The sequence below is a fragment of the Intrasporangium sp. genome (assembly GCF_030452765.1).
In the GTDB taxonomy this organism is placed as follows: domain Bacteria; phylum Actinomycetota; class Actinomycetes; order Actinomycetales; family Dermatophilaceae; genus Intrasporangium_A.
The window spans coordinates 13,374-38,129 of sequence record NZ_JAKDLO010000018.1; the positions used below are offsets into that span (position 1 = coordinate 13,374).

General features: G+C 68.6%; 21 protein-coding genes and 3 tRNA genes. 12 read left to right on the plus strand and 12 right to left on the minus strand.

What is annotated here, in order from left to right; all coding sequences use genetic code 11:
• Positions 1 to 39: 39 nt before the first annotated feature.
• Entirely contained in the window at positions 40 to 702 is a 663-nt protein-coding gene (locus tag L0H79_RS04030) for a maleylpyruvate isomerase family mycothiol-dependent enzyme (RefSeq protein ID WP_301483264.1), read from the minus strand.
• A 111-nt stretch (positions 703 to 813) separates the two neighbouring features.
• On the opposite strand from L0H79_RS04030, the gene L0H79_RS04035 reads away from it, so the two are divergent.
• The 3 genes from L0H79_RS04035 (at position 814) to L0H79_RS04045 (ending at position 2,203) form a co-directional block, all read left to right on the plus strand.
• Positions 814 to 1,260: a MarR family winged helix-turn-helix transcriptional regulator gene (locus tag L0H79_RS04035; RefSeq protein ID WP_301483265.1), complete on the plus strand. Its 447-nt coding sequence runs from the start codon at positions 814 to 816 to the stop codon at positions 1,258 to 1,260.
• Between the two features lie 81 nt (positions 1,261 to 1,341).
• Complete coding sequence (locus L0H79_RS04040) at positions 1,342 to 1,875, plus strand: peptidase (RefSeq protein WP_301483266.1); 534 nt, start codon at positions 1,342 to 1,344, stop codon at positions 1,873 to 1,875.
• Between the two features lie 255 nt (positions 1,876 to 2,130).
• A tRNA-Arg gene (locus tag L0H79_RS04045) sits at positions 2,131 to 2,203 on the plus strand.
• A gap of 143 nt (positions 2,204 to 2,346) precedes the next feature.
• On the opposite strand, the gene L0H79_RS04050 is transcribed toward L0H79_RS04045, so the two are convergent.
• Complete coding sequence (locus L0H79_RS04050) at positions 2,347 to 2,673, minus strand: hypothetical protein (protein ID WP_301483267.1); 327 nt, start codon at positions 2,671 to 2,673, stop codon at positions 2,347 to 2,349.
• 259 nt (positions 2,674 to 2,932) lie between these two features.
• Between L0H79_RS04050 and L0H79_RS04055 the strand changes: the two genes are divergently transcribed.
• Together L0H79_RS04055 and L0H79_RS04060 are read left to right on the plus strand one after the other, a co-directional pair.
• Positions 2,933 to 4,759 (plus strand): phosphoenolpyruvate carboxykinase (GTP), encoded by a 1,827-nt coding sequence (locus L0H79_RS04055; protein ID WP_301483268.1) that lies wholly within the window; start codon positions 2,933 to 2,935, stop codon positions 4,757 to 4,759.
• Between the two features lie 99 nt (positions 4,760 to 4,858).
• A complete protein-coding gene (locus L0H79_RS04060) occupies positions 4,859 to 5,356 on the plus strand; it encodes a DUF6328 family protein (RefSeq protein ID WP_301483269.1) in 498 nt (165 codons plus the stop codon).
• A 129-nt stretch (positions 5,357 to 5,485) separates the two neighbouring features.
• On the opposite strand, the gene L0H79_RS04065 is transcribed toward L0H79_RS04060, so the two are convergent.
• Positions 5,486 to 5,572, minus strand: a tRNA-Ser gene (locus tag L0H79_RS04065).
• Between the two features lie 162 nt (positions 5,573 to 5,734).
• Here L0H79_RS04065 and L0H79_RS04070 point away from each other — a divergent pair.
• The gene (locus tag L0H79_RS04070; protein ID WP_301483270.1) at positions 5,735 to 7,297 is read left to right on the plus strand and encodes an LCP family protein; all 1,563 of its coding nucleotides are present in this window, start codon (positions 5,735 to 5,737) and stop codon (positions 7,295 to 7,297) included.
• A 66-nt stretch (positions 7,298 to 7,363) separates the two neighbouring features.
• Here L0H79_RS04070 and L0H79_RS04075 read toward each other — a convergent pair whose 3' ends face one another.
• The 3 genes from L0H79_RS04075 to L0H79_RS04085 all read right to left on the minus strand — a co-directional run bounded on the left by L0H79_RS04075 (position 7,364) and on the right by L0H79_RS04085 (position 9,496).
• Complete coding sequence (locus L0H79_RS04075; protein WP_301483271.1) at positions 7,364 to 7,567, minus strand: cold-shock protein; 204 nt, start codon at positions 7,565 to 7,567, stop codon at positions 7,364 to 7,366.
• A 228-nt stretch (positions 7,568 to 7,795) separates the two neighbouring features.
• On the minus strand, positions 7,796 to 8,689 hold the full coding sequence (gene folP / locus L0H79_RS04080; RefSeq protein WP_301483283.1) for a dihydropteroate synthase: 894 nt from the start codon (positions 8,687 to 8,689) through the stop codon (positions 7,796 to 7,798).
• Between the two features lie 716 nt (positions 8,690 to 9,405).
• Positions 9,406 to 9,496: transfer RNA gene (locus tag L0H79_RS04085), tRNA-Ser, on the minus strand.
• A gap of 139 nt (positions 9,497 to 9,635) precedes the next feature.
• Here L0H79_RS04085 and mgtE point away from each other — a divergent pair.
• Positions 9,636 to 10,997 carry a magnesium transporter gene (gene mgtE / locus L0H79_RS04090; protein WP_301483272.1) on the plus strand — a complete coding sequence of 454 codons (1,362 nt, stop codon included), beginning with the start codon at positions 9,636 to 9,638 and terminating at the stop codon, positions 10,995 to 10,997.
• Between the two features lie 140 nt (positions 10,998 to 11,137).
• Here mgtE and epsC read toward each other — a convergent pair whose 3' ends face one another.
• Complete coding sequence (gene epsC, locus L0H79_RS04095; protein ID WP_301483284.1) at positions 11,138 to 11,707, minus strand: serine O-acetyltransferase; 570 nt, start codon at positions 11,705 to 11,707, stop codon at positions 11,138 to 11,140.
• A gap of 298 nt (positions 11,708 to 12,005) precedes the next feature.
• Positions 12,006 to 12,935 (minus strand): cysteine synthase A, encoded by a 930-nt coding sequence (gene cysK / locus L0H79_RS04100; protein ID WP_301483273.1) that lies wholly within the window; start codon positions 12,933 to 12,935, stop codon positions 12,006 to 12,008.
• A gap of 221 nt (positions 12,936 to 13,156) precedes the next feature.
• Here cysK and L0H79_RS04105 point away from each other — a divergent pair, with 221 nt between their 5' ends.
• Entirely contained in the window at positions 13,157 to 15,499 is a 2,343-nt protein-coding gene (locus tag L0H79_RS04105) for a (Fe-S)-binding protein (protein ID WP_301483274.1), read from the plus strand.
• A gap of 269 nt (positions 15,500 to 15,768) precedes the next feature.
• The gene (locus L0H79_RS04110; protein WP_301483275.1) at positions 15,769 to 16,482 is read left to right on the plus strand and encodes a hypothetical protein; all 714 of its coding nucleotides are present in this window, start codon (positions 15,769 to 15,771) and stop codon (positions 16,480 to 16,482) included.
• Positions 16,483 to 16,552: 70 nt separating this feature from the next.
• Here L0H79_RS04110 and L0H79_RS04115 read toward each other — a convergent pair whose 3' ends face one another.
• The 4 genes from L0H79_RS04115 to L0H79_RS04130 all read right to left on the minus strand — a co-directional run bounded on the left by L0H79_RS04115 (position 16,553) and on the right by L0H79_RS04130 (position 22,060).
• A complete protein-coding gene (locus L0H79_RS04115; protein ID WP_301483276.1) occupies positions 16,553 to 17,329 on the minus strand; it encodes a slipin family protein in 777 nt (258 codons plus the stop codon).
• Between the two features lie 4 nt (positions 17,330 to 17,333).
• Complete coding sequence (locus L0H79_RS04120; RefSeq protein ID WP_301483277.1) at positions 17,334 to 17,999, minus strand: hypothetical protein; 666 nt, start codon at positions 17,997 to 17,999, stop codon at positions 17,334 to 17,336.
• A 37-nt stretch (positions 18,000 to 18,036) separates the two neighbouring features.
• On the minus strand, positions 18,037 to 20,355 hold the full coding sequence (locus tag L0H79_RS04125; RefSeq protein ID WP_301483278.1) for a nitric-oxide reductase large subunit: 2,319 nt from the start codon (positions 20,353 to 20,355) through the stop codon (positions 18,037 to 18,039).
• Between the two features lie 274 nt (positions 20,356 to 20,629).
• Positions 20,630 to 22,060: an aromatic amino acid lyase gene (locus tag L0H79_RS04130; RefSeq protein WP_301483279.1), complete on the minus strand. Its 1,431-nt coding sequence runs from the start codon at positions 22,058 to 22,060 to the stop codon at positions 20,630 to 20,632.
• Between the two features lie 212 nt (positions 22,061 to 22,272).
• Between L0H79_RS04130 and L0H79_RS04135 the strand changes: the two genes are divergently transcribed.
• The 3 genes from L0H79_RS04135 to L0H79_RS04145 form a co-directional block, all read left to right on the plus strand.
• The gene (locus tag L0H79_RS04135) at positions 22,273 to 23,367 is read left to right on the plus strand and encodes an ABC transporter ATP-binding protein (protein ID WP_301483280.1); all 1,095 of its coding nucleotides are present in this window, start codon (positions 22,273 to 22,275) and stop codon (positions 23,365 to 23,367) included.
• Positions 23,367 to 24,011 (plus strand): ABC transporter permease, encoded by a 645-nt coding sequence (locus tag L0H79_RS04140; RefSeq protein WP_301483281.1) that lies wholly within the window; start codon positions 23,367 to 23,369, stop codon positions 24,009 to 24,011. Before L0H79_RS04135 ends, L0H79_RS04140 begins: the two co-directional genes overlap by 1 nt.
• A partial coding sequence (locus tag L0H79_RS04145; RefSeq protein WP_301483282.1) for an ABC transporter permease occupies positions 24,008 to 24,756 on the plus strand: 749 nt, incomplete at its 3' end. The genes L0H79_RS04140 and L0H79_RS04145, both read left to right, overlap by 4 nt.

Consider the following 24,756-nt stretch of genomic DNA (forward strand, 5'->3'; position numbering starts at 1 on the left):
AGCCCGGTGGGGCGCCCGGGTGATACCGCAGCGGACCGGTCAGGCCGGGCTGTGCTCTCCGCGCAGCCGGTCTGCCCCGTCGCCGGCCAGCTCGTCCAGACGGGCCGTGCGGCCGGTGACGAGCAACAGGAGCGCACCGATCGAGCCGGCGACCTCGGGGCCGTCACCCCTCGTCCATTCGGTGTCCGTGGCACGAAGGGTGTACCCGTCGAGCGGGAGCTTGTGGAACACCCTGCCGAGCCAGGAGTCGCGCGTCTCCCATAGGCGGGTCGCGGCCAGTACCGTCGCAGGCACGGGCATCTCGAGGTCGGCACCGAGCGGCACGGCGATGTCCTGGCCGTGCACGAGGATGTCGCTCAGGGTCTCCAGTCGCGTCACGAACACGTTGTGGCGTCGCGACCCGATCATCGCCCGGACCCGGCCGATGATCTGCTCGGTTGGCAGGCGGGCCTGGATCACGGCCGAGACGTGGATGGTCTGGTTGAGGGACCTGGCTCGCAGCAGCTCGGGGTGACGAGCCATGAAAGCGACGACGTCGCGGACCCCCTGCTGCTGCAGGGTCAGGTGCGCCGCGACGTGCCGCACGGTCCAGCCATCACACAGCGAGGGGTGCTGCCACTCCTTCGAGGTCAGACGCTCGAGCAGGTCGGCGGTCCGGCGGTACTGGTCATCGATGGCGGCCCAGATCTCGTCGTCGTCCATTGCAGCCTCCTTCGGCAGGTCCCCCGGGCCTCATGCGACCATTTCGGTAGAGTAGTCCTATCGACGAACCAAATATAGTTCGATAGTAGGACTACTGCAAGGATGCTGCCGATGAACCGCGAACTGCCCACCAGCCTGCTGATGCTGATCGCGGGGCGACACGCTCAGCAGCGCATCTTCGATGCCGTCCAGGCGGGCGGCTTCACTGACGTGACCCTCGCGCAGGGCCGGCTCATGGCAGGGATGGACCCCGAGGGGACCCGTCTGTCCGTCCTGGCCGATCGGGCCCAGGTCGCCAAGCAGACCGCCACCGCACTCGTCGACCGGCTCGAGAAGGGCGGCTACGTCGAACGGGTTCCCGACCCTGCGGACGGGAGGGCACGGCTCGTGCGGATGACGGCTCGGGCGCGGGCCGCGATCCCGGTGGCGCGCGACGAGGAGCAGCGCATCGAGGCCGAGTGGGCGGCATACCTCGGCCCGCGCCGGATGCGGCAGCTGCGGGAGGCCCTGACGGCGCTGCGGGAGGTCACCGACCCCTACGTCGAGCGTCGTGCCTGATCGGCGAAACCCTGCGATATTGCCCGACGGATTCGACCAAACCGTGCGAATCTTGGGTAGGGGAAGGGTGAGGAGGTCGCCATGGATCCTCAACACGACGTCAACGTCGAAGTCGCGCCGATCTACGCGCGCGGATCATTGCAGGGGTTCATCCTGGTCGGGCGCTGGCCCGTCGATACGGTCGAATGGACGCAGTTCCTGTGGCTCGCCGTCCGGGTGGCCGCCGTGCCGACGATGCTGCCGCACGGCAGCACGGTCTTCCGCGTCGTCGAGTCCGTCCCGGAGGACTCGCCGTTGCGGTCCGTCGGGGTCGTGCTGGCGGAGGGACAGCTCGTCGGCGACCACGCGCTGCAGCCCGGCCGGTTCGCGGACGAGCAACCTGCCGGGCTGGCAGTGCTGCATCCGCCGACCAATACCATCGCGTCGGTCCGCGAGTACGAGACCGCCTCGGGGTGCCTGCTCCTGCCGGGCCTGCCCTATCTCGGCCTCGCGCATCGAGCGGCCTGGATCGAGGCGGACGCGAGCGGCACCGTCACGAGACTGTCTGCGAAGGACGATATCGACCCGGGCGACGACCCGGACACGGCTGCCCTCTCGCTGCTGCTCGCGTCCTGATCGAGAGTGCAGTCGTCCTGATCGAGAGTGCAGTCGTCCTGATCGAGAGTGCAGTCGTCCTGATCGAGAGTGCAGTCGTCCCGATCGAGAGTGCGCAGGGCGCCGCTGTGCGTCACGACGACGGCCGGCCATGGAGTCGCCATGGAGGGGGTGGTTGGGGCGGCCGGAGACTCAACGACATACGGCGATTTCGTGCCGTGGGCACAGACGCGCTAAGGTAACTGATCGTCCCGGACGCGGCAGTGGGCGGGACCTGCACCCGTAGCTCAACGGATAGAGCATCTGACTACGGATCAGAAGGTTGGGGTTTCGAATACCTCCGGGTGCGCACTGTGTAGAGACAGCAACCAGCGGCCTGCCCGGCGGGAACGTCGGTCGGGCCGCGACGTTGTTCGCTCCTTGCATGGCCACGGACGGCAGCGCTGACAGCAACGGCGCGGTTCGAGGCCACCTGACCAGGCGTTGAACAACTCATCGATCGTGTCGGCGGGCTGCCCGCAACGAGGACGGCATGACGTGGCCGTAGAGGTCGGTCGTCATGCTGGGCTGCGTATCGCCGAGAACCTTGGGCGGGCTAGAGCGAGGGGTGGTGCGCCTCAGTGCACTCTCGATCAGGACAATCGCACTCTCGATCAGGACAAGTGCACTGTCGATCGGGAGGGGTGCACTCTCGATCAGGACAATCGCACTGTCGATCAGGACAAGTGCACTGTCGATCAGGACAAGTGCACTGTCGATGGGGAGGGGTGCACTGTCGATGGGGGGTGCGCCCTCGATGCGGAGGGAGTTGAACGGCATACGGGACTGAAAACTCTGCAAGAAGACGGCATCTCGCTGCCGAAATCCTTGCGGGCAGCACTGCTTGTGATCGGATTCACCAGCAGGCCTTCACGCGAGTCCCGAAGGGTAGAAACGCGTGGCGTACCGTGAAGCCATCACGTCATATGTTCACCATGTGGACACCCATCCGCCGTCCACAGCTCGAACAGAAGAGCTCGAACAGAAGCCGGCACAAGGTGGTGCGGTGCGCACCCCAGCAAGGGACGAGGTTCACAAGTTGACTACGACGACGACCAGCCAGACCACGCACGCGCGTCTCGGGGAGTGGGTGAACGAGGTCGCTGCGCTGACCCAGCCGCGCGCGATCCGCTGGATCACCGGCAGCGACGAGGAGTGGACCGAGCTGACCGATGAGCTGGTCAGGGTCGGCACGTTCGTGCGGCTCGACGACAACAAGAAGCCGAACTCGTTCTGGTGCGCCTCGGACCCGAACGATGTGGCCCGCGTCGAGGGACGCACCTACATCTGTTCGCAGGATGAGAAGGATGCCGGGCCGACCAACAACTGGATGGACCCCGACGAGATGAAGGGCATCCTGACCGACCTCTACCGCGGCTCGATGAAGGGCCGCACCATGTACGTCATCCCGTTCGTCATGGGTCACCTCGATGCCACCATCCCGATGTTCGGCGTCGAGATCACCGATTCCCCCTATGTCGTCGTGTCGATGCGGATCATGGCCCGGATCGGCTCCGACGTGCTGCAGAAGATGGAGGAGACGCAGGCCGACTTCGTCCCTGCGCTGCACTCCGTCGGCGTTCCCCTCGAGGAGGGCCAGCAGGACGTGGCCTGGCCGTGCAACGAGACGAAGTACATCGTCCACTTCCCCGAGGAGCGCACGATCTGGAGCTACGGATCCGGCTACGGCGGCAACGCCCTGCTCGGCAAGAAGTGCTACGCGCTGCGCATCGCCTCCGCCATCGCCCGTGACGAGGGCTGGATGGCCGAGCACATGCTCATCCTCAAGCTCACCTCACCCGAGGGGAAGGTCCACTACATCGCGGCGGCGTTCCCCTCCGCGTGCGGCAAGACGAACCTGGCCATGATCACCCCCACCATCGAGGGGTGGAAGGCCGAGATGGTCGGCGACGACATCGCCTGGATGCGCTTCGGTGAGGACGGCCGGCTGTATGCCGTCAACCCGGAGTTCGGGCTCTTCGGCGTCGCCCCGGGCACGGGTGACTCGACCAACCCGAACGCGATGACGACGGTGAACAGGGGCAACTCGATCTTCACCAACGTCGCTCTCACCGACGACGGCGACGTGTGGTGGGAGGGCATGACCGACGAGACGCCGGCCCACCTGACCGACTGGCACGGCAACGACTGGACCCCGGCCGACGGCGAGGCGGGCACCAAGGCGGCCCACCCGAACAGCCGCTTCTGCACCCCTGCGAAGCAGTGCCCGATGATCGCTCCCGAGTACGACAACCCCGACGGGGTGCCGATCTCGGCGATCCTCTTCGGTGGCCGCCGCAAGACGACGGTCCCGCTCGTCTACGAGTCGCGGGACTGGACGCACGGCACCTTCGTCGGCGCGACCCTCTCGTCCGAGACGACGGCCGCGGCCACCGGGGCGGTCGGCGTGGTGCGCCGCGACCCCATGGCGATGCTCCCGTTCATCGGCTACCACGCCGGCGACTACATGAACCACTGGCTCGAGATCGGCAAGCAGGCCGACGCGAGCAAGCTGCCGAGGATCTTCGGGGTCAACTGGTTCCGCCGTGCCGAGGACGGCTCGTTCCTGTGGCCCGGCTTCGGCGACAACAGCCGCGTCCTCAAGTGGGTCGTCGAGCGCATCGAGGGCACGGCCGACGGGGTCGAGACCCCGATCGGCCTCGTCCCCGCCCCCGGCTCGATCGACCTCGGCGGCCTGGGCGCCGCCGAGGAGACGATCGAGAAGGCGACCGAGGTCGACGCCGAGGACTGGCGCGCGGAGCTGCCGCTCATCAAGGAGTGGTTCGAAAAGTTCGGTGCGCAGCTCCCGGCCGAGCTGTGGGCCGAGTACGACGGCCTCAGGGCCCGTCTCGACGCGGCCCAGTGAGGTCTGCCCACCCCTTCCGGTGACGGGGTGGGCGACGTGATGCGGGCCCGGTGCCGCCAGGAGGCGGTGCCGGGCCCTGCGCGCGTGCCACCATGGGACATGGAAGACCCCGCACCATACGATCGCCACGAGTCGGAGGCCCAGCGCCTCGACCGCAACTTCAACGAGCAGCTTCAGGAAGTGCGGATCGCTCAGGCGGGGGTGCAGATCCTCTTCGCCTTCCTGCTGACCCTGCCGTTCCAGTCCCGGTTCACGGTCCTGAACGAGGTCCAGCTTCGGATCTACTTCGCCATCCTCGTCGCCTCGGCGCTCTCGGTCGTCCTCTTCACGGCCCCCGTCGCGATGCATCGGGTCCTGTTCCGGCAGGGCGTCAAGGACTTCGTCGTCAGGTACACCTCCGCACTCGTCTCCTGGGGGTTGTTCACCCTGGCCGTTGCCATCGTCGGCGGGGTCTTCCTGGTGCTCGACGTCCTCTTCAGCGCCACGCCGGCGCTGGCCGTCTGCACCGTACTCGGGCTGCTCACCGTGGCCCTGTGGCTCGTCTTGCCCGGGTGGCGCAAGCGGACCAACTCGCCCCGAGCGCAGCGGCTCGACTGAACGCGGGGCGAGCCCCTGCGGCATACGGCAGGAGCGGGTGCGGTGCGGCAGCCGACAACCGGCGTTCAGGGCGAGGCGCCGAAGGGGCCCACCCCCGCCGTGTTCCGGAGTGGGCCACTTCGACATCGGCGGAGGCGGCGGGATTTGAACCCGCGAGGGGTCTCAACCCCAACCCGCTTAGCAGGCGGGCGCACTAGGCCACTATGCGACGCCTCCATGCCCGGCCGAAGATGCGGGCGTGCACAGGCTACCGGCCCGAGGCCCACCGGCCAAAACCAGCGCGGCTGTACAAGGAGGCCGGCTCCGGCTCGTCTAGGCGTCTCACCGGCTGACAAGGCACAATGCATAGGTTGCACGACTGGTGAACGAGAGGATGATATGGTCGCCGCGCCACGCCGACGCGTCGCGGCACCCGAGAGCCGCGAGACCCTCCGTCGTGATCTCGCGCACCATTTCCGCCGCGCCCTCGGCCTGACTGCGCTCGGCACGGTCATCCCGGGTGCCGGCCTGACGCGGACCCGTAGCCGGGTCATCGGCTGGGTGCTCGTCGGGATCACGGTCCTCGCCGTCGCCACCGTGGCCTGGTTCCTGCTGACCCACGGCGTCATGAAGTCGGGGCTGGCCCTGATCGGGCGGCCCGAGCTGCTCCGCGTCGCGGCGATGGCCTTCGTCGTCGGCGGGCTCGTCTGGTGCGCCTCGATCATCCTGACCGCCATCCGCGCCCGGCCGGTCTCTCTCGATCGCACCCGGACCCGGCTCCTCGCCGCGTTCACGACGGTCATGGTGCTGCTGGTCGGCGGCACGTCATACAAGGCGGCCGAGTACGCGTCGATCACCCAGGACACGATCCAGTCCGTGTTCCAGGCCCCTCCGAACCGCCACGGGGCGGTCGATGGTCCCGAGCTCGTCGAGGGCCCCGACCCGTGGGCCAACACCCCCCGGGTCAACATCCTGCTGCTGGGCTCGGACGCGGGCGTGGGCCGGGTCGGCACGCGAACCGACTCGATGATCGTCGCGAGCATCAACACCCAGACCGGCAACACGGTGCTCATCTCGCTGCCCCGCAACCTCCAGTACGTGCCGATCCCGAAGGCGAGCCCGCTGCGCCGGCTCTACCCGTCGGGTGTCTACGGCAAGCCCTACTGCATCCGGCAGCAGGCCGACCCGTCCGACGGATGCCTCCTCAACGCCATCTGGACCGAGGCCGACCAGTTCGCCGCAGACCATCCGGGCAGCTTTCCCGGGGTTGCGAGCCCGGGCCGCGACACGATCCGCGACGTCATCTCCGAGGTCGTCGGACTCAAGATCGACCACACCGTCGTGATCGACCTCAAGGGCTTCGTCCAGCTCGTCGATGCGATGGGTGGGGTCGAGATCGACGTCAAGGAGGGCGCCTACGGCGGCAAGCTGCCGATCGGCGGGCACGTGACGGCGAGCGGACTGATCACCGGTGTCAAGGGCTACTTCGAGCCGGGGCGCCAACACCTCGACGGCTGGCACACCCTGTGGTACGCGCGCACCCGCGCAGCCGACGACGACTACAGCCGAATGGGTCGGCAGCGCTGTGTCATCAAGGCCGTCGTGGGCCAGGTCAACCCGGCCGCGATGCTCGCCAGGTACGCCGAGGTCGTCCGGATCGCCAAGGACAACATCTACACGGACATCCCGAGCGCGAACCTGAGCGCCTACGTCGACCTCATCGAGCGGGTCCAGCAGGCCAAGATCACGAGCGTGGCCCTCGACCCGAAGCACGGCGTCAACACCGCCGACCCCGACTTCGACGTCATCCACCGCGAGATCAAGAAGGCGCTCAACCCGCCCAAGCCGAAGGCGAAGCCGGTGCCCACCGGCACCTCGAGGCACGAGGCGGTGGCCCCGACCCCGACACGCACCCCGGCTCCGAAGACCACGACGTCCGCGACCGACGACGACGAGTGCTGACACGATCGCAGCCCCCGGCCGGAGCCGGGGGCTGCTGTCAGAGAACGCGGTGTCGCGCTGCCTGCGTCAGATCGCGTGAACCTTGTCGGCCTGCGGACCCTTGGGGCCCTGCGTGACCTCGAACTCGACGCGCTGTGCCTCATCCAGCGAACGGTAGCCGTTCGACTCGATGGCTGAGTAGTGGACGAAGACGTCGGGGCCGCCGCCGTCCTGAGCGATGAAACCAAAGCCCTTCTCGGCGTTGAACCACTTGACGGTGCCCTGTGCCATACGGGTAACTCTTCCTTCTGTTGAGCCAGTGGACCCCGCACCTCGCGAGGCCCCGTGGCTGCCGCTTGACTCCACTCGTCGGGCGGACCCGTCGACGCCGAAAGAAAACCCGTCACCATCTGGATGACGGGCACCTACTCGACTGCGAGGAACTGCAACTGCAACCGGCTCGACCGTAGCACGCTACTGGCGAGTTCGCGCGTTGAGGACTCGCCGCACCTGCACAACTCACCCCGGGTTCTCACCAGACGGACGGCGAACCCCGCGCAGCGCCAGCAGAGGCGCCCGTTCACCGCGAACGCTGGCCACCATGTCCAGGACCCGCCGGGTGGCCCGAACATCGTGCGCACGAAAGACCGTCGCACCGAGCCAGGCCGCCACGGCGGTCGCCGCGAGCGAGCCCTCGAGCCGCTCCTCCGCCGGCAGGTCGAGCGTCTCGCCGACGAAGTCCTTGCGCGACACCGCCTGCAGCACGGGGTAGCCGAGGGCGACGAGTTCGGCCGTATGGCGCAGCACCTCAAGGGAGTTCGCGGTCGTCTTGCCGAAGTCGAGGGTCGGGTCGACGAGGATTCGTTCCCTTGGTATGCCGCTCAGCTCGGCCACGCGCGCACCGCGCGCGAGCGTCGTGATGACGTCACGCACGACGTCAAGTGGGTCGCCGCCGTAGCTGACGTCGACCGGGTCGGTGCGCGGCGGCAGTCCTCCGGTGTGTGACACGACATACCCGGCGCCCAGGTCGGCCGCGACCCGGACGAGGTCGGGATCGGCCGCGGCCCAGGTGTCGTTGACCAGGTCGACACCGGCTGCACCGGCCTCCCGCGCGACCTCGGAGCGCCAGGTGTCCAGGCTGACGATGATGCCGGGATGCACCCCGCGCGCCCACTCGAGGAAGGGGACGACACGCCTGATCTCCTCGATCGGTCCGACGGCATCGCCCTCCTGTCCCGCCCGTACCCCGCCGATGTCGATGATGTCGGCCCCGGCCTCGAGGGCATCCTCGAGGGCACGCTTGGCGGTGTCGAGGTCCGCGAGCCGGTTGCCGCTGAAGAAGGAGTCCGGGGTGCGGTTGACGATGGCCATGACCGCCGGCCGGCTCGCATCGAAGCGCCGTCCGCGCAGCACTAGGGGAGCCGGCGAGGGGAGTGCGAGTGGGGCGAGCCGTCCGAGGACCTCGGCAGCGACGTGGTCGGCCGGCTCGTGATCGCGTTGGCTGGTCACACCCTCGTATCTCACGGACTCCCAGCCGGGTCAACCATGGTCAGGACACGGTTCCGGAACTGTTACACTTGACGGCGCAGCAGACCCGTCCCCATCGCTTGTCTTGGGCATCGCTTGTCGTGAGGCCGCATCCAGGCCGGCACGGTGGCGCTGCAGTTCAGAAGTCGGGCAACGCCGCTCGGCCACGTGGCCGACGAGGCCGTTTGCTATCTAAGGAAACTGAAAACAGAATGTCGTACATCGTCTCGTTCTTCGCGGTGCTCAACCGGCCGACCGTCGGCGGTCCGGCCCCGCAGATCAAGGCTCACACCACGGCAGAGGAGATGATGGGCCTGCTCTGAGGCCACTCCTCGAGGAAGCAGAGGGTTCCGGCACTGGCCGGGGCCCTTTTGTCTTGCCCCGCTCCCGATCCAACCATCGAGAGTGCACTTCTCCCGATCGAGAGTGCGCTTCTCCTGATCGAGAATGCCCTGCACTGTCGACCGGGCTTGCTGCACTGTCGATCCCAACCATCGAGAGTGCACCTCTGCCGATCGAGAGTGCACTTCTCCTGATCGAGAGTGCACCTCTGCCGATCGAGAGTGCAGCTGGCCCAGAGCCGGCCCAGAGCGGAGCTGGCTTGGCGGAGGGCGTGGGATTCGAACCCACGATGGGCTATGAACCCATAGCGGTTTTCAAGACCGCCGCACTAGGCCACTATGCGAGCCCTCCAAGTACCTGTCATTCTGCCCGATAGACGACGCGCGCTCCCACCGGACCGTCGGCGTCCGACCCGCCGGAGGTGCGGGCCGCCGGCGAGCACACCAGGTCCGGGCCGCGTGCCGACCGGTTGGGAGAGGGGAACACGGCGATGACCGGCACCACCAAGTGGGACCTCGACGAGACGACCAGACGGATCAGAACCTCCCTGCAGGACACCTCGCTCACGGAGGCGGCCGAAACCATCGCGGCCGTGCCGACCCCCGAGCTGATCACCACCCTGGAGCGGCTCGACCCGAAGAGCCGCGCGGTCGCCTACCGGCTCCTGCCGAAGGATCGGGCGGTCGCGGTGTTCGAGCGCCTCGACCCAGCCATGCAGGGCGACCTCGTGGCAGGGCTGCGCGACGAGGACGTCGCGCAGGTCTTCGCTGCTCTCGGGCCCGACGACCGGGTCCAGCTCCTCGACGAGCTGCCGGCCGAGGTGGCGAACCGGTTGCTGCAAGGGCTTGCTCCGGACGAGCGGGAGCTGACCTCGGTCGTCCTCGGCTACCGCCCCGGATCGATCGGTCGACGGATGAGCCCACAGTTCGTGTCGGCTCACCCGGACCTCACCGTTGCCGAGACCCTCGAGCACGTGCGAGCCGGACTCGATCAGGCCGAGACCATCTACACCATCCCGGTCCTCAACGACCACCAACGCCTCGTCGGAGTCGTGAGCCTGCGAGACCTGCTCAGAGTCGACGACCGGACGAGCCGGATCGGCGACCTCATGTCGCCGGCCTACTCCGCGGTCGCGAGCACCCGCGACGAGGTCGCGGCCCGCAGGTGCGCCGACCTCAAGCTGCTCGCCCTGCTCATCGTCGACGAGGACGACCGCCTCGTCGGCATCCTCACGGTCGACGACGCCTTGCGGATCCTCGAGGAGGCCGAGAGCGAGGACCAAGCCAGGATCGGTGGGTCCGAACCGCTCCGCAGCCCCTACCTGTCGATCCCCATCGGCCGAATCGTGCGGTCCCGCGTGGTCTGGCTGCTCGTCCTCGCGATCGGAGCGATCCTGACCGTCAAGGTTCTCGAGACCTTCGAGGCGACCTTGGCCGAGATGGTCGTCCTGTCGGTCTTCATCCCCCTGCTCATCGGCACGGGCGGCAACGCCGGCAACCAGGCCGCCACCACGGTGACCCGGGCACTCGCGCTGGGTGACCTCGACTCCCGGGACGTGTTCCCGGTCCTGAGCCGCGAGGCGCGCACCGGGTTCTGCCTGGGCCTGCTCCTCGGCACGATCGGCTTCCTGCTCACCACACTCTTCTACGGCCCGGCCGTCGGTGCGGTCGTCGGCCTGACACTGCTGTCAGTGTGCACCCTCGCCGCGTCCGTCGGCGGAGTGATGCCCTTGCTGGCCAATGCCGTTCGCGCCGATCCGGCCGTCTTCTCCAACCCGTTCATCACGACGTTCGTCGACGCGACCGGCCTGGTCGTCTACTTCCTCATCGCCAAGGCCCTGCTCGGCATCTGATGAACCGACCGACGACCGTCGGTCGCCACAGAGCATGCCCTCACGCACGACCGACCGGCCGGGCCGGACGGTTCGCGGACCAATGGTCGTCCGTGGGCACGCGCACTACTCACAGGCGCCGGGGCTGCCCGGTCAGGGGGTCAGATGTAGATCGCGGGATCGACCCACCTGTTGACCGTGCCCTTCTTCGGGAACCGCAGCTGCGCCGGGATGCCGGTCGCGACGGCTCCGGACGGAACGTCCTTGACGACAACCGAGTTCGCACCGATCTGCGCGTCGTCCCCAACGTCGATCGGTCCGAGCACTCGCGCCCCTGACCCGATCGTCACGCGGTTGCCGATCGTCGGGTGCCGCTTGACCCGCGCCAGCGACCGGCCGCCCAGGGTGACTCCGTGATAGAGCATGACGTCGTCGCCGACCTGCGCTGTCTCGCCGATGACGACGCCCATGCCGTGGTCGATGAAGAAGCGTCGCCCGATCCGCGCGCCCGGGTGGATCTCGACGCCGGTGACCGCTCGCGTCACCGTGGCGAGGACCCGCGCGGGCAGCCGGCCCCCAGGCAGCTTCCACAGCTCGTGCAACCCTCGGTGTGCCCAGATCGCGTGCAGGCCGGGCGAGGTGAGGACCACCTCGAGCCGCGACGTCGCCGCCGGGTCGCGCTCGATTGCGCCGTCGACGTCCTCCACCACGCGCTCGGCGAGCCCGCGCACGAAGCCGAGCCCAGCGGCATACGACCATGATGTATGCCGCTCAGCAGGCTCCTGCTCGGGGGCTGACAGGAGCGTCAGCCGGGTGCGGGACGGCGCCGAACCCCTGGCGTCTCGTAGGGCGCTCACAAAGGTCACTCTCCGTTCTCTCTGCCGGATGAGCCGAACCGGCGCTCCGGGCCTCGCTCGTTCCTCGCTCGTGTCCTCACGCCTTGGCTCATTCGGCCATGCTCTCTGCCGGATGAGCCGAACCGGCGCTCCGGGCCTCGCTCGTTCCTCGCTCGTGTCCTGACGCCTTGGCTCATTCGGCCAAACCCTCGAACAGGACTGTCGACACGTACCGCTCGCCGAACGACGGGACGATGACGACGATCGTCTTGCCGGTGTTCTCGGGCCGCTTCGCGACCTGGGCAGCCGCGGCGATCGCGGCGCCGGACGAGATGCCGACGAGCAGGCCCTCCTCGGTGGCGGCCCGGCGTGCATACCGTACGGCCGTGTCGCCGTCGACGTCGATGACCTCGTCGTAGATGGAGGTGTCGAGCACCTCGGGGACGAAGTTGGCCCCGAGCCCCTGGATCTTGTGCGGGCCCGGTCGGCCACCGGTGAGGATCGCTGACTCGGCGGGCTCGACGGCGACGATCTGAACCTCCGGCTTGCGGCCCTTGAGCACCTGACCGACTCCGGTGATCGTGCCGCCGGTGCCGATGCCGGCCACGACGATGTCGACCGCCCCGTCGGTGTCCTTCCAGATCTCCTCGGCGGTGGTACGCCGGTGGATCTCGGGGTTGGCCTCGTTGGAGAACTGCCTCGCAAGCACCCCGCCGCGCTCGGCCGCGATCTGCTCGGCCCGCTCGACCGCGGCCTTCATCCCGCCGGCCGGGTCGGTGAGCACGAGCTCGGCGCCGAAGGCGCGCAACAGCGCCTTCCGCTCGTTGGACATCGAGGAGGGCATCGTCAGGACGACCCGGTAGCCGCGAGCGGCGCCGACCATGGCGAGCGCGATGCCCGTGTTGCCGGACGTCGCCTCGATGATCGTGCCGCCAGGCTGCAGCTCGCCGCTGCGTTCCGCGGTGTCGACGATGGCGACCCCGATGCGGTCCTTGACCGAGCTCGCCGGGTTGTAGAACTCGAGCTTGGCGGCGACGGTGGCCTCGGCACCGTCGGTGACCTTGTTGAGCCGGACGAGCGGTGTGTTGCCGACGAGCTGGGTGACGTCGTCGTGGATCGGCATGATCGGGCCTCTCGGAACTGGGTGAGTCGGCTGTCCCGAAGGACAACCGACGAGACGTTATGGCTATTCCAACACATCGTTATCACCGCTCGCACCGCCCGTCCCACACCTCGAACGCCCGCCGGCGCGGCGACCCGGCGGGTGCCGGAACGTGACACCGCAAGATGCGAGTGTCGTCACGTTGCCGAGCCCCGGCCGGCCTCCTCAGTAGACTGCCCCGCATGTCCGTCGTACAGATCGTGGCCATCGTCGTCTGCCTGGCCGTGACCGTCGTCGCCATCGCGCTGTTCGCCAAGACGGTCAACCACTTCCTGGCGACCTTCCGACTCGGCCAACCGGAGGTGCGCACCGACGACAAGGGTGCCAGGACGGCGACGCTGTTCCGCGAGTTCCTCGGCCACACGCGGATGTCGCGGTTGCCTCTCGTCGCGGCCGCGCACTGGTTCACGATGATCAGCTTCGGGGTGCTCTTCCTGCAGCTGGTCAACGCCTTCGGGCAGATCTTCAGACCCGACTTCGCGCTTCCGCTGATCGGCCACTGGCTGCCGTACGAGTGGGTCACCGAGTTCTTCGCCTGGACCGGCTTCGTCGGGATCCTCGTGCTGATGGTCATCCGGCAGGTCAAGCACCCCCGGTCCGCACCCGGGAACCTGGGTCGCCGCAGCCGGTTCTTCGGATCGAGCTGGTGGCAGGCCTACTACGTCGAGTACACGATCCTCGGTGTGGTCATCTGCATCCTGCTGCTGCGCGGCCTCGAGTACGCGCTGATCTGGAACGGCGGGACGACCGGGTCCAGTGGGAGGGGCCCGGCGAGCCTGCTGCACTTCCCGATGACCGCCTGGCTCGGTGAGATCTTCAAGAGCTCGAGTGTCGATGCCCTGGCCACGGCAATCATCGTCATCGCCGCGATCAAGATCCTGATCAGCTTCGCCTGGATGATCACCATCGCACTCACGCCGACAATGGGCGTGGCCTGGCACCGCTTCCTCGCCTTCTTCAACATCTTCCTCAAGCGGCACGCCGACGGGCGCACCTCGCTGGGCCCGCTGCAGCCGATCAGGATCAAGGGTGAGGTGCTCGACTTCGAGAACATCGACGAGCTCGACGAGGACGCCGCGCTCGGGGTCGGCAAGGTCGAGGACTTCACGTGGAAGGGCCTGCTCGACTTCACGACGTGCACCGAGTGCGGCCGCTGCCAGAGCCAGTGCCCGGCCTGGAACACCGACAAGCCCCTCTCCCCCAAGCTCATGGTCATGGCGCTGCGCGACAACGCCCACGCGAAGGCACCGTGGCTGCGCGCGTCCGAAGAGGTCCGCGCCGCCGGGATCGAGCAGGCCGAGGGCCTCTCCGAGCACACGAAGGGCGCGGCCGTCCTCGAGCAGCTGGTCGGCTCGACCGGTTACGAGGAGACGGGCGACCCGCGAGGCGCGTACACCCCGTACGGGCCGGACGCGGTCATCGACGACGACGTGCTGTGGTCGTGCGTCGCGTGTGGCGCGTGCGTCGAGCAGTGCCCGGTCGACATCGAGCACGTCGACTACATCGTCGACATGCGCCGCTACAAGGTGCTCATCGAGTCGGCCTTCCCGTCCGAGCTCGGCGGCCTGTTCAAGAACCTCGAGAAGAACCAGAACCCGTGGGGCCTCGCACCGCGGCTGCGGATGGACTGGGCCAAGGACCTGCCCTTCGAGGTGCCGCAGGTCGGCGTCGATGTCGAGTCCTTGGACGACGTCGACTACCTGTTCTGGGTCGGCTGCGCCGGCGCCTACGAGGACCGCGCCAAGAAGACGACCCGCGCGGTCGCCGAGCTGCTGCACACGGCGGGCGTCAAGTACGCCTGCCTCGGCGACGGTGAGGCCTGTACCGGTGACGCGGCCCGGCGGGCCGGCAACGAGTTCCTCTTCCAGATGCTCGCCCAACAGAACGTCGAGACGTTGGGAGAGGTCGGCGCGAGCAAGATCGTGGTCCAGTGCGCGCACTGCTTCAACACGATCAAGAACGAGTACGCCCAGCTCGGCGGGCACTACGAGGTGCTGCACCACACGCAGCTGCTCAACCGGCTCGTCCGGGAGAAGCGGCTCACCCCGGTCACCCGCCCCGACGAGGCGTCCGGTGAGGGTGCGGCCTCGACCGGGCACAAGGTCACCTACCACGACCCGTGCTACCTCGGCAGGCACAACCACGTCTACGCGCCGCCGCGCGAGCTGCTGGGCGCGCTACCCGGCGTCGAGTACGCCGAGATGGAGCGCAGCCGCGAGAAGTCCTTCTGCTGCGGCGCCGGCGGTGCCCGGATGTGGATGGAGGAGCAGCTCGGCACCCGGATCAACAACAACCGCACCGAGGAGGCTCTCGCCACCGGCGCCGACCGGATCGCGATCGGCTGCCCGTTCTGCAAGGTCATGCTGAGCGACGGGCTGAATGCCGCCATCCAGGACGGCAAGGCGACCGAGGAGGTGCAGGTCGTCGACGTCGCGCAGATGCTCCTCGCCGCGGTCCGCCGCGACGGTGCGAGTGGCGGGCTCGTCGGCGACACCTCCGAGCCGGAGCCTGAGCCCACCGCCTGAGCCGGGCGGCCGGGCTCCCCACCGCGGCTCCGCCACATCAGCTCGCGTTGGGCTCGACCTCGGCCGCCCGTTGGGCTCGACCTCGGCCCGCGCGGCTCCCCATCGCGACCGCCCACCCCGGAGGCCCGCTGGGCTCAACCTTCGCGCTCTGTCAGCGGCCCGAGACGCCCTGTTGCACCCCCGAATCCACGCGACCTCTGGCCAAGTGGGGTGGGCGTGGCGCATGCTGGAAGTGGGCCCTCAAGGTCCCGACCACTGCAGGAGGCGTGATGTCACGACGAGCCGTGCCGATCCCCGACGGAGTCCCGGTCCTGTCCCAGGGCCGCCACTGGAACCCGAGATCGGGCGCTTGCTTCATGGAGATGGCCTCGTTCCTCGCCGGCGAGCGCTGGAGCGACCACCCCAAGTGCACCCATCCGGTCCTCGCCGCCGCCGCCAGATGCGTCAACGACGCGGTGGAGGACACGACCCGACAACGCCTGGTGCTGATGATCCCCGAGGTCGTCGGCCTCAGCCCGGACGACCCACGCGTCGACGCCACCCTCGCCGCGCGGTGCGCCACGGAGGCGCTGCCCATCGCGTCGGAGCGAGCGCAGCACGCGCTGGCCGTCGGGCTGATCGCTGCGGAACGCACGCTGACCCAGCTCGAGGGCGCGCCGGAGGGGGCCGGGGCCCGGATGTGCCGCGATGCGCTGGCGGACGCACCCGAGGCGGAGACATGGGCACGTGACTTCGTTGCCCGGGCCGGCGCCTTGCGCCGCCCGTTGCGGTCGCACGCGGCACGACGCCTCGTGGCCCTGTCGATCGACGCGATCGCCGAGGCCTGCGTTTCTGACGCCCAGGATCGGCTGGTGCACCTGTTGCGATCCTGCGTCGACGACACGAAGGCGTTCATGCCGCCGGCTCCGAAGCCGGCGCCCGCCCCTGCCGTCCCGTGGGAGGCGGAGCTGAAGAAGCGGCGCCCCGAGCTGACCGAGCACTGAGGCTCGGTCAGCCTTCCTCACCCGTCGAGGAGCCGCACCCCGACGAGGTCGGTGACACCGGGCCGGCCGCTCAGTCCTCCGTGCGCTCCGGGGGCGCAAGTCGGTTGATCAGCGGCCCGATGATGTCCATCGGCAGTGGGAAGACGACCGTCGAGTTCTGGTCTGCGCCGAGCTCGAGGAGAGTCTGCAGGTAGCGCAGCTGGAGCGAGGCGGGGCTCTGCGAGAGAGTGTCGGCCGCTTGTTTCAGCTCGGTCGAGGCCTGCAGCTCGCCTCGTGCGTTGATGACCTTGGCTCGCCGCTCTCGTTCGGCCTCGGCCTCCTTGGCCATGGCCCGCTGCATCTGCTCCGGGATCTCGACGTCCTTGATCTCGACGACGGAGACATCGACCCCCCACGGCTTCGTCTGGATCTCCATGATCTCTCGCAGGTCGTTGTTGAGGTCCTCGCGGTGGGCCAGCAAGGTGTCCAGGTCGGCCCGGCCCAGCACGGAGCGCAGCGTGGTCTGGGCGATCTGCGAGGTCGCGACGGCATAGTTCTCGACCTGCATGATCGCCGCCTCGGGGTCGACGATGTTGAACAGCACGACCGCGTTGACCCGGGCCGGCACGTTGTCACGGGTGATGACCTCCTGGGGCGGGATGGTCAGCGTGACGACCCGCAGGTCGACCCGTTCGAGCTTGTCGACCACGGGAATGACGACCCGCAGGCCCGGTCCGTAGATCGGACGGAGCTTGCCGAACCGGAAGAGGACGCCGCGTTCGTACTGCTGGATGACCCGCAGGCAGGCGACGGCGAGAGCGACGGCCACGATGATGATGGCGAGCACGGGGGCGATCCAGCCAGGCACGGACTCACTCCTTGGTAGTGGGATCGGACGGGGCGACCCGACGTCGGTCACTGCGCCAGCGCGTGGCGTAACGATCGACGACCTGGTCCAGCTCGACACCGCCGACCACCGCGGGTCTGGCGCCGGCAGTGCTGCCTACCGGCTCGTCCGGGGCCGGCGAGGTGTCGTGAGGGACGGACATGGGGAAGTTGGTCGGAGTATGCCGCAGCACCCACCCGAAGTGGAAGGCGACGACGAACGCCACGACGGCGGCGCTGAGCAGGACGACGACCTCGCTCGGCCGGTGGAAGCCGATCAGCATCGCAGCAGGCATGAAGACCGCGATGACCGCGATACACAGGCTGATCCCCCGGTGGAAGCGCCCGGAGTCCGAGTGGGGCCAAGGATCGACGGCCCGGGTGATCTCTCTCGGCCCGGGTGACGGCGAGCACTCGTCCTTGATGGGGCAGCGGCCGCAGATCTCATGTTGGCCGACATAGCGGATGACCCGTTTCTCGGGGTCGAACGCTGCCGGGTAGAGCCACTGGTCCTCGTGGCACTGCCAGGCGTCCTTGCCCTCGTGGTAGACGAAGTTGCCGGTCCGCCACTGTGCCGACTTCTCGGCCGACCGTTGGCCCATCCGGTCGACCCCCCACGCGAAGAGGAGCAGCACGGAGGCGTAGCCGCTCACGAGCAGGACTGTGGCGGAAGGAGGCTGCATCAGTGGGTCACTTCCTCTGGCGCCCGGCCGGCTCGAGCTCGACGAACAGGACGTCCTGCGGCATCTCCTCGACCGTCTTCCCGTGCCGGAAGTACCGGACCCCGAGCCAGGTGATGTAGAGGAAGGGCAGGACGCCGCCGGCGATGAAGATGATGTCGCCGGGCAGGCGGCCCCATTCGAGGAGCGCGTTGTTCGGGTTGGTGATGTAGCCGAGGGTGCGCGCCTCGTAGTAGCCGGCGCCGACCGAGTGGTAGAGCTGCAGGACGCCCAGCGGCAGCAGGGTCGCGAAGACCATCCAGGCCAGGCCGATGTTGAGGCTCCAGAACGAGACCTTGGCCCACTTCTCCGGCCACTTGTCCTGCGGGATGAGGTATCGGAGCGCAAACATGGCCAGACCGACCGCGAGCATGCCGTAGACGCCCATCATCGCGGCATGGGCGTGGTTGGCCGTCAGAGCCGTGCCGATCTCGTAGTAGCTGACGATCGGCAGGTTGACGAGGAACCCGAAGACCCCGGCGCCGACGAAGTTCCAGAAGCCGACGGCGACGAGGAACATGACCGCCCACCGGTGCGGGAACGGCTTGGACGACTTCGACTCCTGGCGAGCACCGAGCTGCATGAACGCCCATGCCTCGACGGTCAGGAAGGTCAACGGGATGACCTCGGCCGCCGAGAAGAAGGCTCCGAGGGCCATGTGCTCGACCGGCGTCCCCGAGAAGTAGAGGTGGTGCATGGTGCCGATGACGCCGCCCATCGAGTAGAGGATGACGTCCATGAAGATGATCCCGATCGCGATCCGCTCGCGGACGACCCCGAGCATGACGAAGATGTAGGCGACCATCACCGTGGTGAACAGCTCGAGGAAGTCCTCGACCCACAGGTGCACCACCCAGAAGCGCCAGAACTCCGCGACGGACAGGTGCGACTCGCTCGTGGCGAGCAGCCCGACCGCGTAGAAGGCGGGGATCGTCAGCGCGGAGAAGAAGAAGAGCCACGGCATGTTGCCCTTGGACTCATGGCGCAGCCGAGCGCGGATCCCTCGGTAGATGATGAAGATCCAGATGAACAGACCGAGCGTCAGGAGGACCTGGAAGACCCGGGGCAGGTCGAGGTACTCCCACTGCTGCTCGAAGATCGGGCCCTTGGCCCACGAGACGCCGTGGATCGAGAGAGCTTCGGCCGTGAGAGAGCCGAAGACGACCACGGCGAGCGCGCCGAGCAGGGCGTACGCGAGCTTGCTCTGCCCCTTCGGTTCACGCCCGGAGATCATCGGGGTCAGGAAGATGCCCGCGGCCAGGAACGCGGCTGCGGTCCAGAAGAGGGAGAGCTGCAGGTGCCAGGTCCGGGCCAGGTTGTACGGCAACAGCTGGGCAAGATCGAAGCCGAAGAACGAGAGGATGTCGGCCCGGTAGTGCTCGGCAGCCGCGCCGACGAGCGTCTGGACGAGGAAGAGCAGCGCGATGACCAGGAAGAACCACGCCGTGGCCCGTTGGGCCAGGGTCAGCCCGACCTCACCGGGCTGCCGGAACGAGATGGTGGGCGCCTCCTCGGAGTGCCAGCCGATCCGACGGCTCCACCGGCCGTAGATCGCGAACATGATCCCTGTCCCGCCGATGAGCACGATGAGCGACAGGCCGGACCAGACCAGCATGTCGGCGGTCGGCCCGTTGTCGACGCGTGGCTCCATCGGCCAGTTGTTCGTGTAGGAGTAGTCGAAGCCGGGCCGCTCGGCCGCCGCCGCCCAGGCCGTCCACGCGAAGAACGACGTTAGGGCCTTGACCTCGGCCGGGTCGGACACGACGTTCGGTATCAGCCCGTGCTTCGTCGACTCCTCGCCGAAGAAGTTCGCGTAGTAGGCGATCTGGGCCCGGTACGCGTCGGCCTGCACGTTCGTGAAGGTCAGGGTGCCCGTCGCGGCGTCGTAGCGGTTGGTCCGCCACTCCTGCACCGTCTTGTCCCGCGGGTCCTGCTCCCCCGCGTCGGTGAAGGCCTGCCTGGTGAAGTCCGTCGCATGCCGCAGGTACTCTGCGGTGAAGTCCTGGCCGAGGTAGGCGCCGTGACCCACGATCGAGCCGTACTGCATCAGACCGCGCGCCTGGAAGAGCCGCTGCCCCTCGGTGATCTCAGCGCCGGTGAAGAGGACCTGCCCGCCTTGCGCGACGACCTTGTCGGGCTGCGGCATCGACGCGGTGTACGTGCGGAACGTCAGGAACCCCATGACGAAGAAGCTGAAGATCATCACGAGGGCGACGCCCTGGGCCCACCCCTTGGACACGAGCATCTGACGGGGCGGGCCGGATTGACGCGGGAGGGTCTGGTTGGCCATCAAGACTCCTGTAGCACTGAAGAGGAAATGGAGGAAAACCCAATAGCTACGGCGGCGACAAGCCTTATTCCTGCACCAGACGGTAGCAGCGGCTTCATGACTTGGCGCGCTGGAATCACCGGCGGCCGCTCCGGGCGAGATCCCTTCACCCGCAGGGGTGTTCCTGACTCATCCCGTCCCTGGCACTGGTACCGTTCACGGGTCCTGTGAGGTCGGGCGCCTTTGCACGGGGAAGTGGCCTGGCGTCCAAATGGCCCTTCGTCAGGAACGTGGCTCAGCGCCATACCGTGTCGTCGTCGAGCAGCGCATGCGCAGTGGCCAGGTCATCGCTCGTGTCGTGGTCAGCTCGCGTGCTGCCGAGCCCGGCTACGCGCGGCCAGACGACCGCGAGCGGCCCATCCAGCGGCATACCCCGGGCGTGCAGGGCTGTGGTGGCAGCGAGCAGCTCGCATGCGAGCACATGCCGATAGGCGGTGACCGCCTCGTCGAGGCGAGTCGCGGCGTGCGAGGCCTGGCTCGCGTCGTCCTCGATCCCCGCGGACAGGTGGGCGGTCCCGAGCAGCGCCGGGGACGCCGCGATCGTGCGCAGCCGCTCGACGGCCGAGGCCGCGGAGTACTCGAGGATGAGCAGCCCGTTCGCCCCCGGTCGGTCCCCGAGGAACCGCGGCAGCTCGTAGCCCGCGTCGGTGAGCAGGTGGGAGAGCCGCGAGAGGGAGCTGCGGGCAGAGGCCGTCAGCGCGATGGCAGTCGCGTCGAGCCGCAGCGCCAGCGGCGCGAGGTGGAAACCGCCGTGGTGCGCCACCGTGGGTGGGTCCGTCGAGATGACGGCAGGGTTCTCCGATCCCGCGTTGACCAAGGACTCGAGGCCGGTTCGGAGTCGGTCGAGCTCGGCCAGCAAGGGCCCGTGCACCTGCGGGTAGCAGCGCAGCCCGAAGAAGTCCTGCACCGGCGCGTCGGCTGCCGGCACGACAGCAAGCAGGCCGCGCACCGTCGCGGCGACCCGGCGGACCTCCGGGAAGGGGCTCACCATGTCGACCACCGGCCCGACGGCCTCGCGGTTGCCCCCGAGGGCGACGTGGGTCAAGGCGTAGACGACCATGGCGTGTTGTGAGAGTCGTTGCAGGACAACGGTCCCCAAGGCTGCCAGGGCGAGCGTGAGCGCGCTGCTTGAGATCAGCGGCAAGGCGTCCCCGTCGTGCCACCCGGTCATGCCCGAGACCCTGCCATCGCGCCGTGGACGCTCGCCGAGCAGGGTCAGCCCGACCGTGGCGAGCGCGGAGAGGTCTGCGGTGCCCACCGACCCGTACGCGTGCACGACCGGCAGGTTGCCGTCGGCGCCGTTGGCCAGCTGGACCAGAGCGGCAGCAAGTGCCGGTCCGGCACCGGACGCACCGACGAGCAGCTGGTTGGCCCGTATGGCGCTGAGCGCGCGGACCGCGCCGGGGGCGACCTCCGGCCCCCATCCGCCGGCATGGCTGCGCAGCAAGGCGGTTCCCGGGCGATCGGTCAGCGACGGGTCCTGGTCCCGGTTTGCGCCGACGCCGGTGGTGCGCCCATAGACCCGGCCGGCCCGCGCGGCCGTGGCCATGGCTGCCGCTGCGGCCGTCATTCTCGCCACGGCTGCGGGCTCCATCCGGCACCGGGCACCGGACGCGACGGCCTCCACCCGGTCGAGGGTCAACGACCGGCCGTCGAGGTCGATCACGCCTGCCTCCTCACGTCCTGCCCGGCCGCCGTGACGGCCCGGCCGGGTAGACCCACTGTTGTCATGGGTACATCCATCGTGCAAGGCTCGAAGCCGAGATTCCCCAAGCTGGGCACAACGGAGGTGTGGTCGCTGATACATCCTGGTGACTCTCGAGCACCGCTGGCCCGGGCTCCGCATCCCAAGTCCGGCCAGCGTGAGGTGACGATCCCATGATCCGGTTCGAGTCGGTCAGCAAGTCCTATCCGGACGGCACCATCGCCGTCGGCGACCTGAGCCTGGAGGTTCCGGACGGCCAGACCACCGTCTTCGTCGGGCCGTCCGGCTGCGGCAAGACGACGTCGCTGCGGATGATCAACCGGATGATCGAGCCGACGGGTGGGAGGATCACCGTCGACGACCGCGACACCGCGTCGATGGACGCCGCGACCCTGCGCCGCTCGATGGGCTATGTCATCCAGCACGCCGGGCTGTTCCCGCACCGCACGATCAAGGCCAACATCACCACCGTGCCGTTGCTGCTCGGCTGGGACCGGCGCCGCGCCGAGCGACGTGCGCTCGAGCTCATGGAGCAGGTCGGGCTACCCGAGCACCTGGCCGGGCGGTATCCGGCGCAGCTGTCCGGTGGGCAGCAGCAGCGGGTGGGGGTCGCCCGCGCCCTCGCCGCAGACCCGCCCATCATGCTCATGGACGAGCCGTTCAGCGCCGTCGACCCCATCGTCCGAGAGCAGCTGCAGGACGCGTTCCTGATGTTGCAGGCGGATCTCGGCAAGACGATCGTCTTCGTCACCCACGACATCGACGAGGCGATCAAGCTCGGGGACCAGGTCGCCGTCCTGCGAGTGCGGGGGGAGCTCGCGCAGCTCGCATCGCCGGCGGACCTGCTTGCCGAGCCGACCGACGAGTTCGTCGCGGACTTCGTCGGCAAGGACCGGGGCTACCGGACGCTCGGCTTCCGCTCCGCCTCCTACCCCATCGCGACCGAGCCGACCGTGCCCGTCGGGGCGACCGCGGACCTGGCCCGTGTCACCGCGGCCGGCCGCTGGGTCCTCGTCATCGACGACGAGCGAAGGCCGCTCGGCTGGGTCGACCCGGACAAGGTGGACCAGGCGGTCTCCATCGGCTCGCTGCACCGCGGCGGGACTGTCGCCTCGGTGACGGGCACGCTGCGCGAAGCCCTCGACGCAGCACTGTCCTCACCCACCGGCCGCGGCGTCATCGTCGACGAGTCAGGGGCGCTGCTCGGCACCGTACGGGCTCACGAGGTGGTCGACGCCATCGCGGCCGACGCGCAACGGGCTCCCTGATGGACTGGTTCACCGCGCACGTCGACGAAGTGTGGAAGCTCTTCGTCGAGCATCTCTACCTCTCCGCGGTTCCCCTCGTCATCGGGCTGGCCATCGCGCTGCCGCTCGGGTGGCTCGCGAAGCGCTACCGGATCATCGGCCCACCACTGATCATGGGCACCGGGCTGCTCTACACGCTGCCCTCGCTCGCGGTGTTCATCCTGCTGCCAGGCATCCTGCACACCCAGATCCTCGACCCCGTCAACGTCATCGTCGCGATGACCATCTACACGATCGCACTGCTCGTGCGCACCGTCGCCGACGGGCTGCGCGCGGTCCCCGAGGACGTCCTGCTGTCCGCGACCGCGATGGGCTACCGCCCGTTCTCCCGGCTGGTCAAGGTCGAGCTGCCGCTGGCCGTTCCCGTCATCTCGGCCGGGCTTCGGGTCGCGGCGGTGAGCAACGTCAGCATCGTCAGCGTGGCCGCGATCATCGGGGTCCAGCAGCTCGGCTCGTTGTTCACCGACGGGTTCAACCGCGCCTTCTTCGCGCCCATCATCACCGGCATCGTCGCGTGCGTCGTCCTGTCGCTGGTGCTCGACCTGCTCATCATGGGCGTGACCCACGTGCTCACACCCTGGTCCCGCACCAGGAGGCCGGGATGATCAACGACATCATCGCCTGGCTCTCGGACCCGGCCCACTTCCCCGAGATCGCCGAGCGCACCCAGGAGCACATCGTCTACTCGGTCATCTCGGTGGCCATCGCCGCGGCCATCGCGATCCCGGCCGGCCTGTGGGTGGGGCACACGGGGCGAGGCCGGTTCGTCGTCGTCAACCTGGCCGGTGCCGCACGCGCCATACCCTCCCTGGGTCTGCTCTACTTCATCGTGCTGTGGCTCAGCCCGAAGATCGGCGGGGACCTGGCGTTCCTGGTGCCCAACCTCGTGGTGCTGATCGTGCTGGCCATCCCACCCCTGCTGTCCGGGGCCTACGCCGGGGTCGAGGAGGTCGACCCGGCCGCCAGGGACGCGGCCCGTGGGATGGGGATGCGGGGCTGGCAGGTGCTGCTCAAGGTCGAGGTCCCGTGCGCGCTGCCGCTGCTCTTCTCCGGGCTGCGCTCGGCGTTCCTGCAGGTGATCGCCACGGCGACGATCGCCGCCACGGCCGCGCTCGGCGGGCTGGGACGCTTCCTCATCGACGGGCTGTCCGTGCGTGACTACCCGCAGATGGCCTCGGGCGCCGTCCTCGTCGCGGCCCTCGCCATCGTCGTCGATCTCCTGCTGGCCCTGACCCAACGACTCGTCACCTCCCCCGGGGTGTCGGGCCGGTTCGGCCGCACCCGACGCAGGGGTCGCGCCCCGGCCCCACCAGGCTCTGAAGCCGTTGTCAGACCCGACCCGGAGAATGT

Coding starts and splice junctions, on each gene's coding strand:
- L0H79_RS04030 (WP_301483264.1), bottom strand. CDS start 702: ATGGACGACGACGAGATCTGGGCCGCCATCGATGACCAGTACCGCCGG.
- L0H79_RS04035 (WP_301483265.1), top strand. CDS start 814: ATGAACCGCGAACTGCCCACCAGCCTGCTGATGCTGATCGCGGGGCGA.
- L0H79_RS04040 (WP_301483266.1), top strand. CDS start 1,342: ATGGATCCTCAACACGACGTCAACGTCGAAGTCGCGCCGATCTACGCG.
- L0H79_RS04050 (WP_301483267.1), bottom strand. CDS start 2,673: ATGCCGTTCAACTCCCTCCGCATCGAGGGCGCACCCCCCATCGACAGT.
- L0H79_RS04060 (WP_301483269.1), top strand. CDS start 4,859: ATGGAAGACCCCGCACCATACGATCGCCACGAGTCGGAGGCCCAGCGC.
- L0H79_RS04070 (WP_301483270.1), top strand. CDS start 5,735: ATGGTCGCCGCGCCACGCCGACGCGTCGCGGCACCCGAGAGCCGCGAG.
- L0H79_RS04075 (WP_301483271.1), bottom strand. CDS start 7,567: ATGGCACAGGGCACCGTCAAGTGGTTCAACGCCGAGAAGGGCTTTGGT.
- mgtE (WP_301483272.1), top strand. CDS start 9,636: ATGACCGGCACCACCAAGTGGGACCTCGACGAGACGACCAGACGGATC.
- cysK (WP_301483273.1), bottom strand. CDS start 12,935: ATGCCGATCCACGACGACGTCACCCAGCTCGTCGGCAACACACCGCTC.
- L0H79_RS04105 (WP_301483274.1), top strand. CDS start 13,157: ATGTCCGTCGTACAGATCGTGGCCATCGTCGTCTGCCTGGCCGTGACC.
- L0H79_RS04110 (WP_301483275.1), top strand. CDS start 15,769: ATGTCACGACGAGCCGTGCCGATCCCCGACGGAGTCCCGGTCCTGTCC.
- L0H79_RS04125 (WP_301483278.1), bottom strand. CDS start 20,355: ATGGCCAACCAGACCCTCCCGCGTCAATCCGGCCCGCCCCGTCAGATG.
- L0H79_RS04135 (WP_301483280.1), top strand. CDS start 22,273: ATGATCCGGTTCGAGTCGGTCAGCAAGTCCTATCCGGACGGCACCATC.
- L0H79_RS04140 (WP_301483281.1), top strand. CDS start 23,367: ATGGACTGGTTCACCGCGCACGTCGACGAAGTGTGGAAGCTCTTCGTC.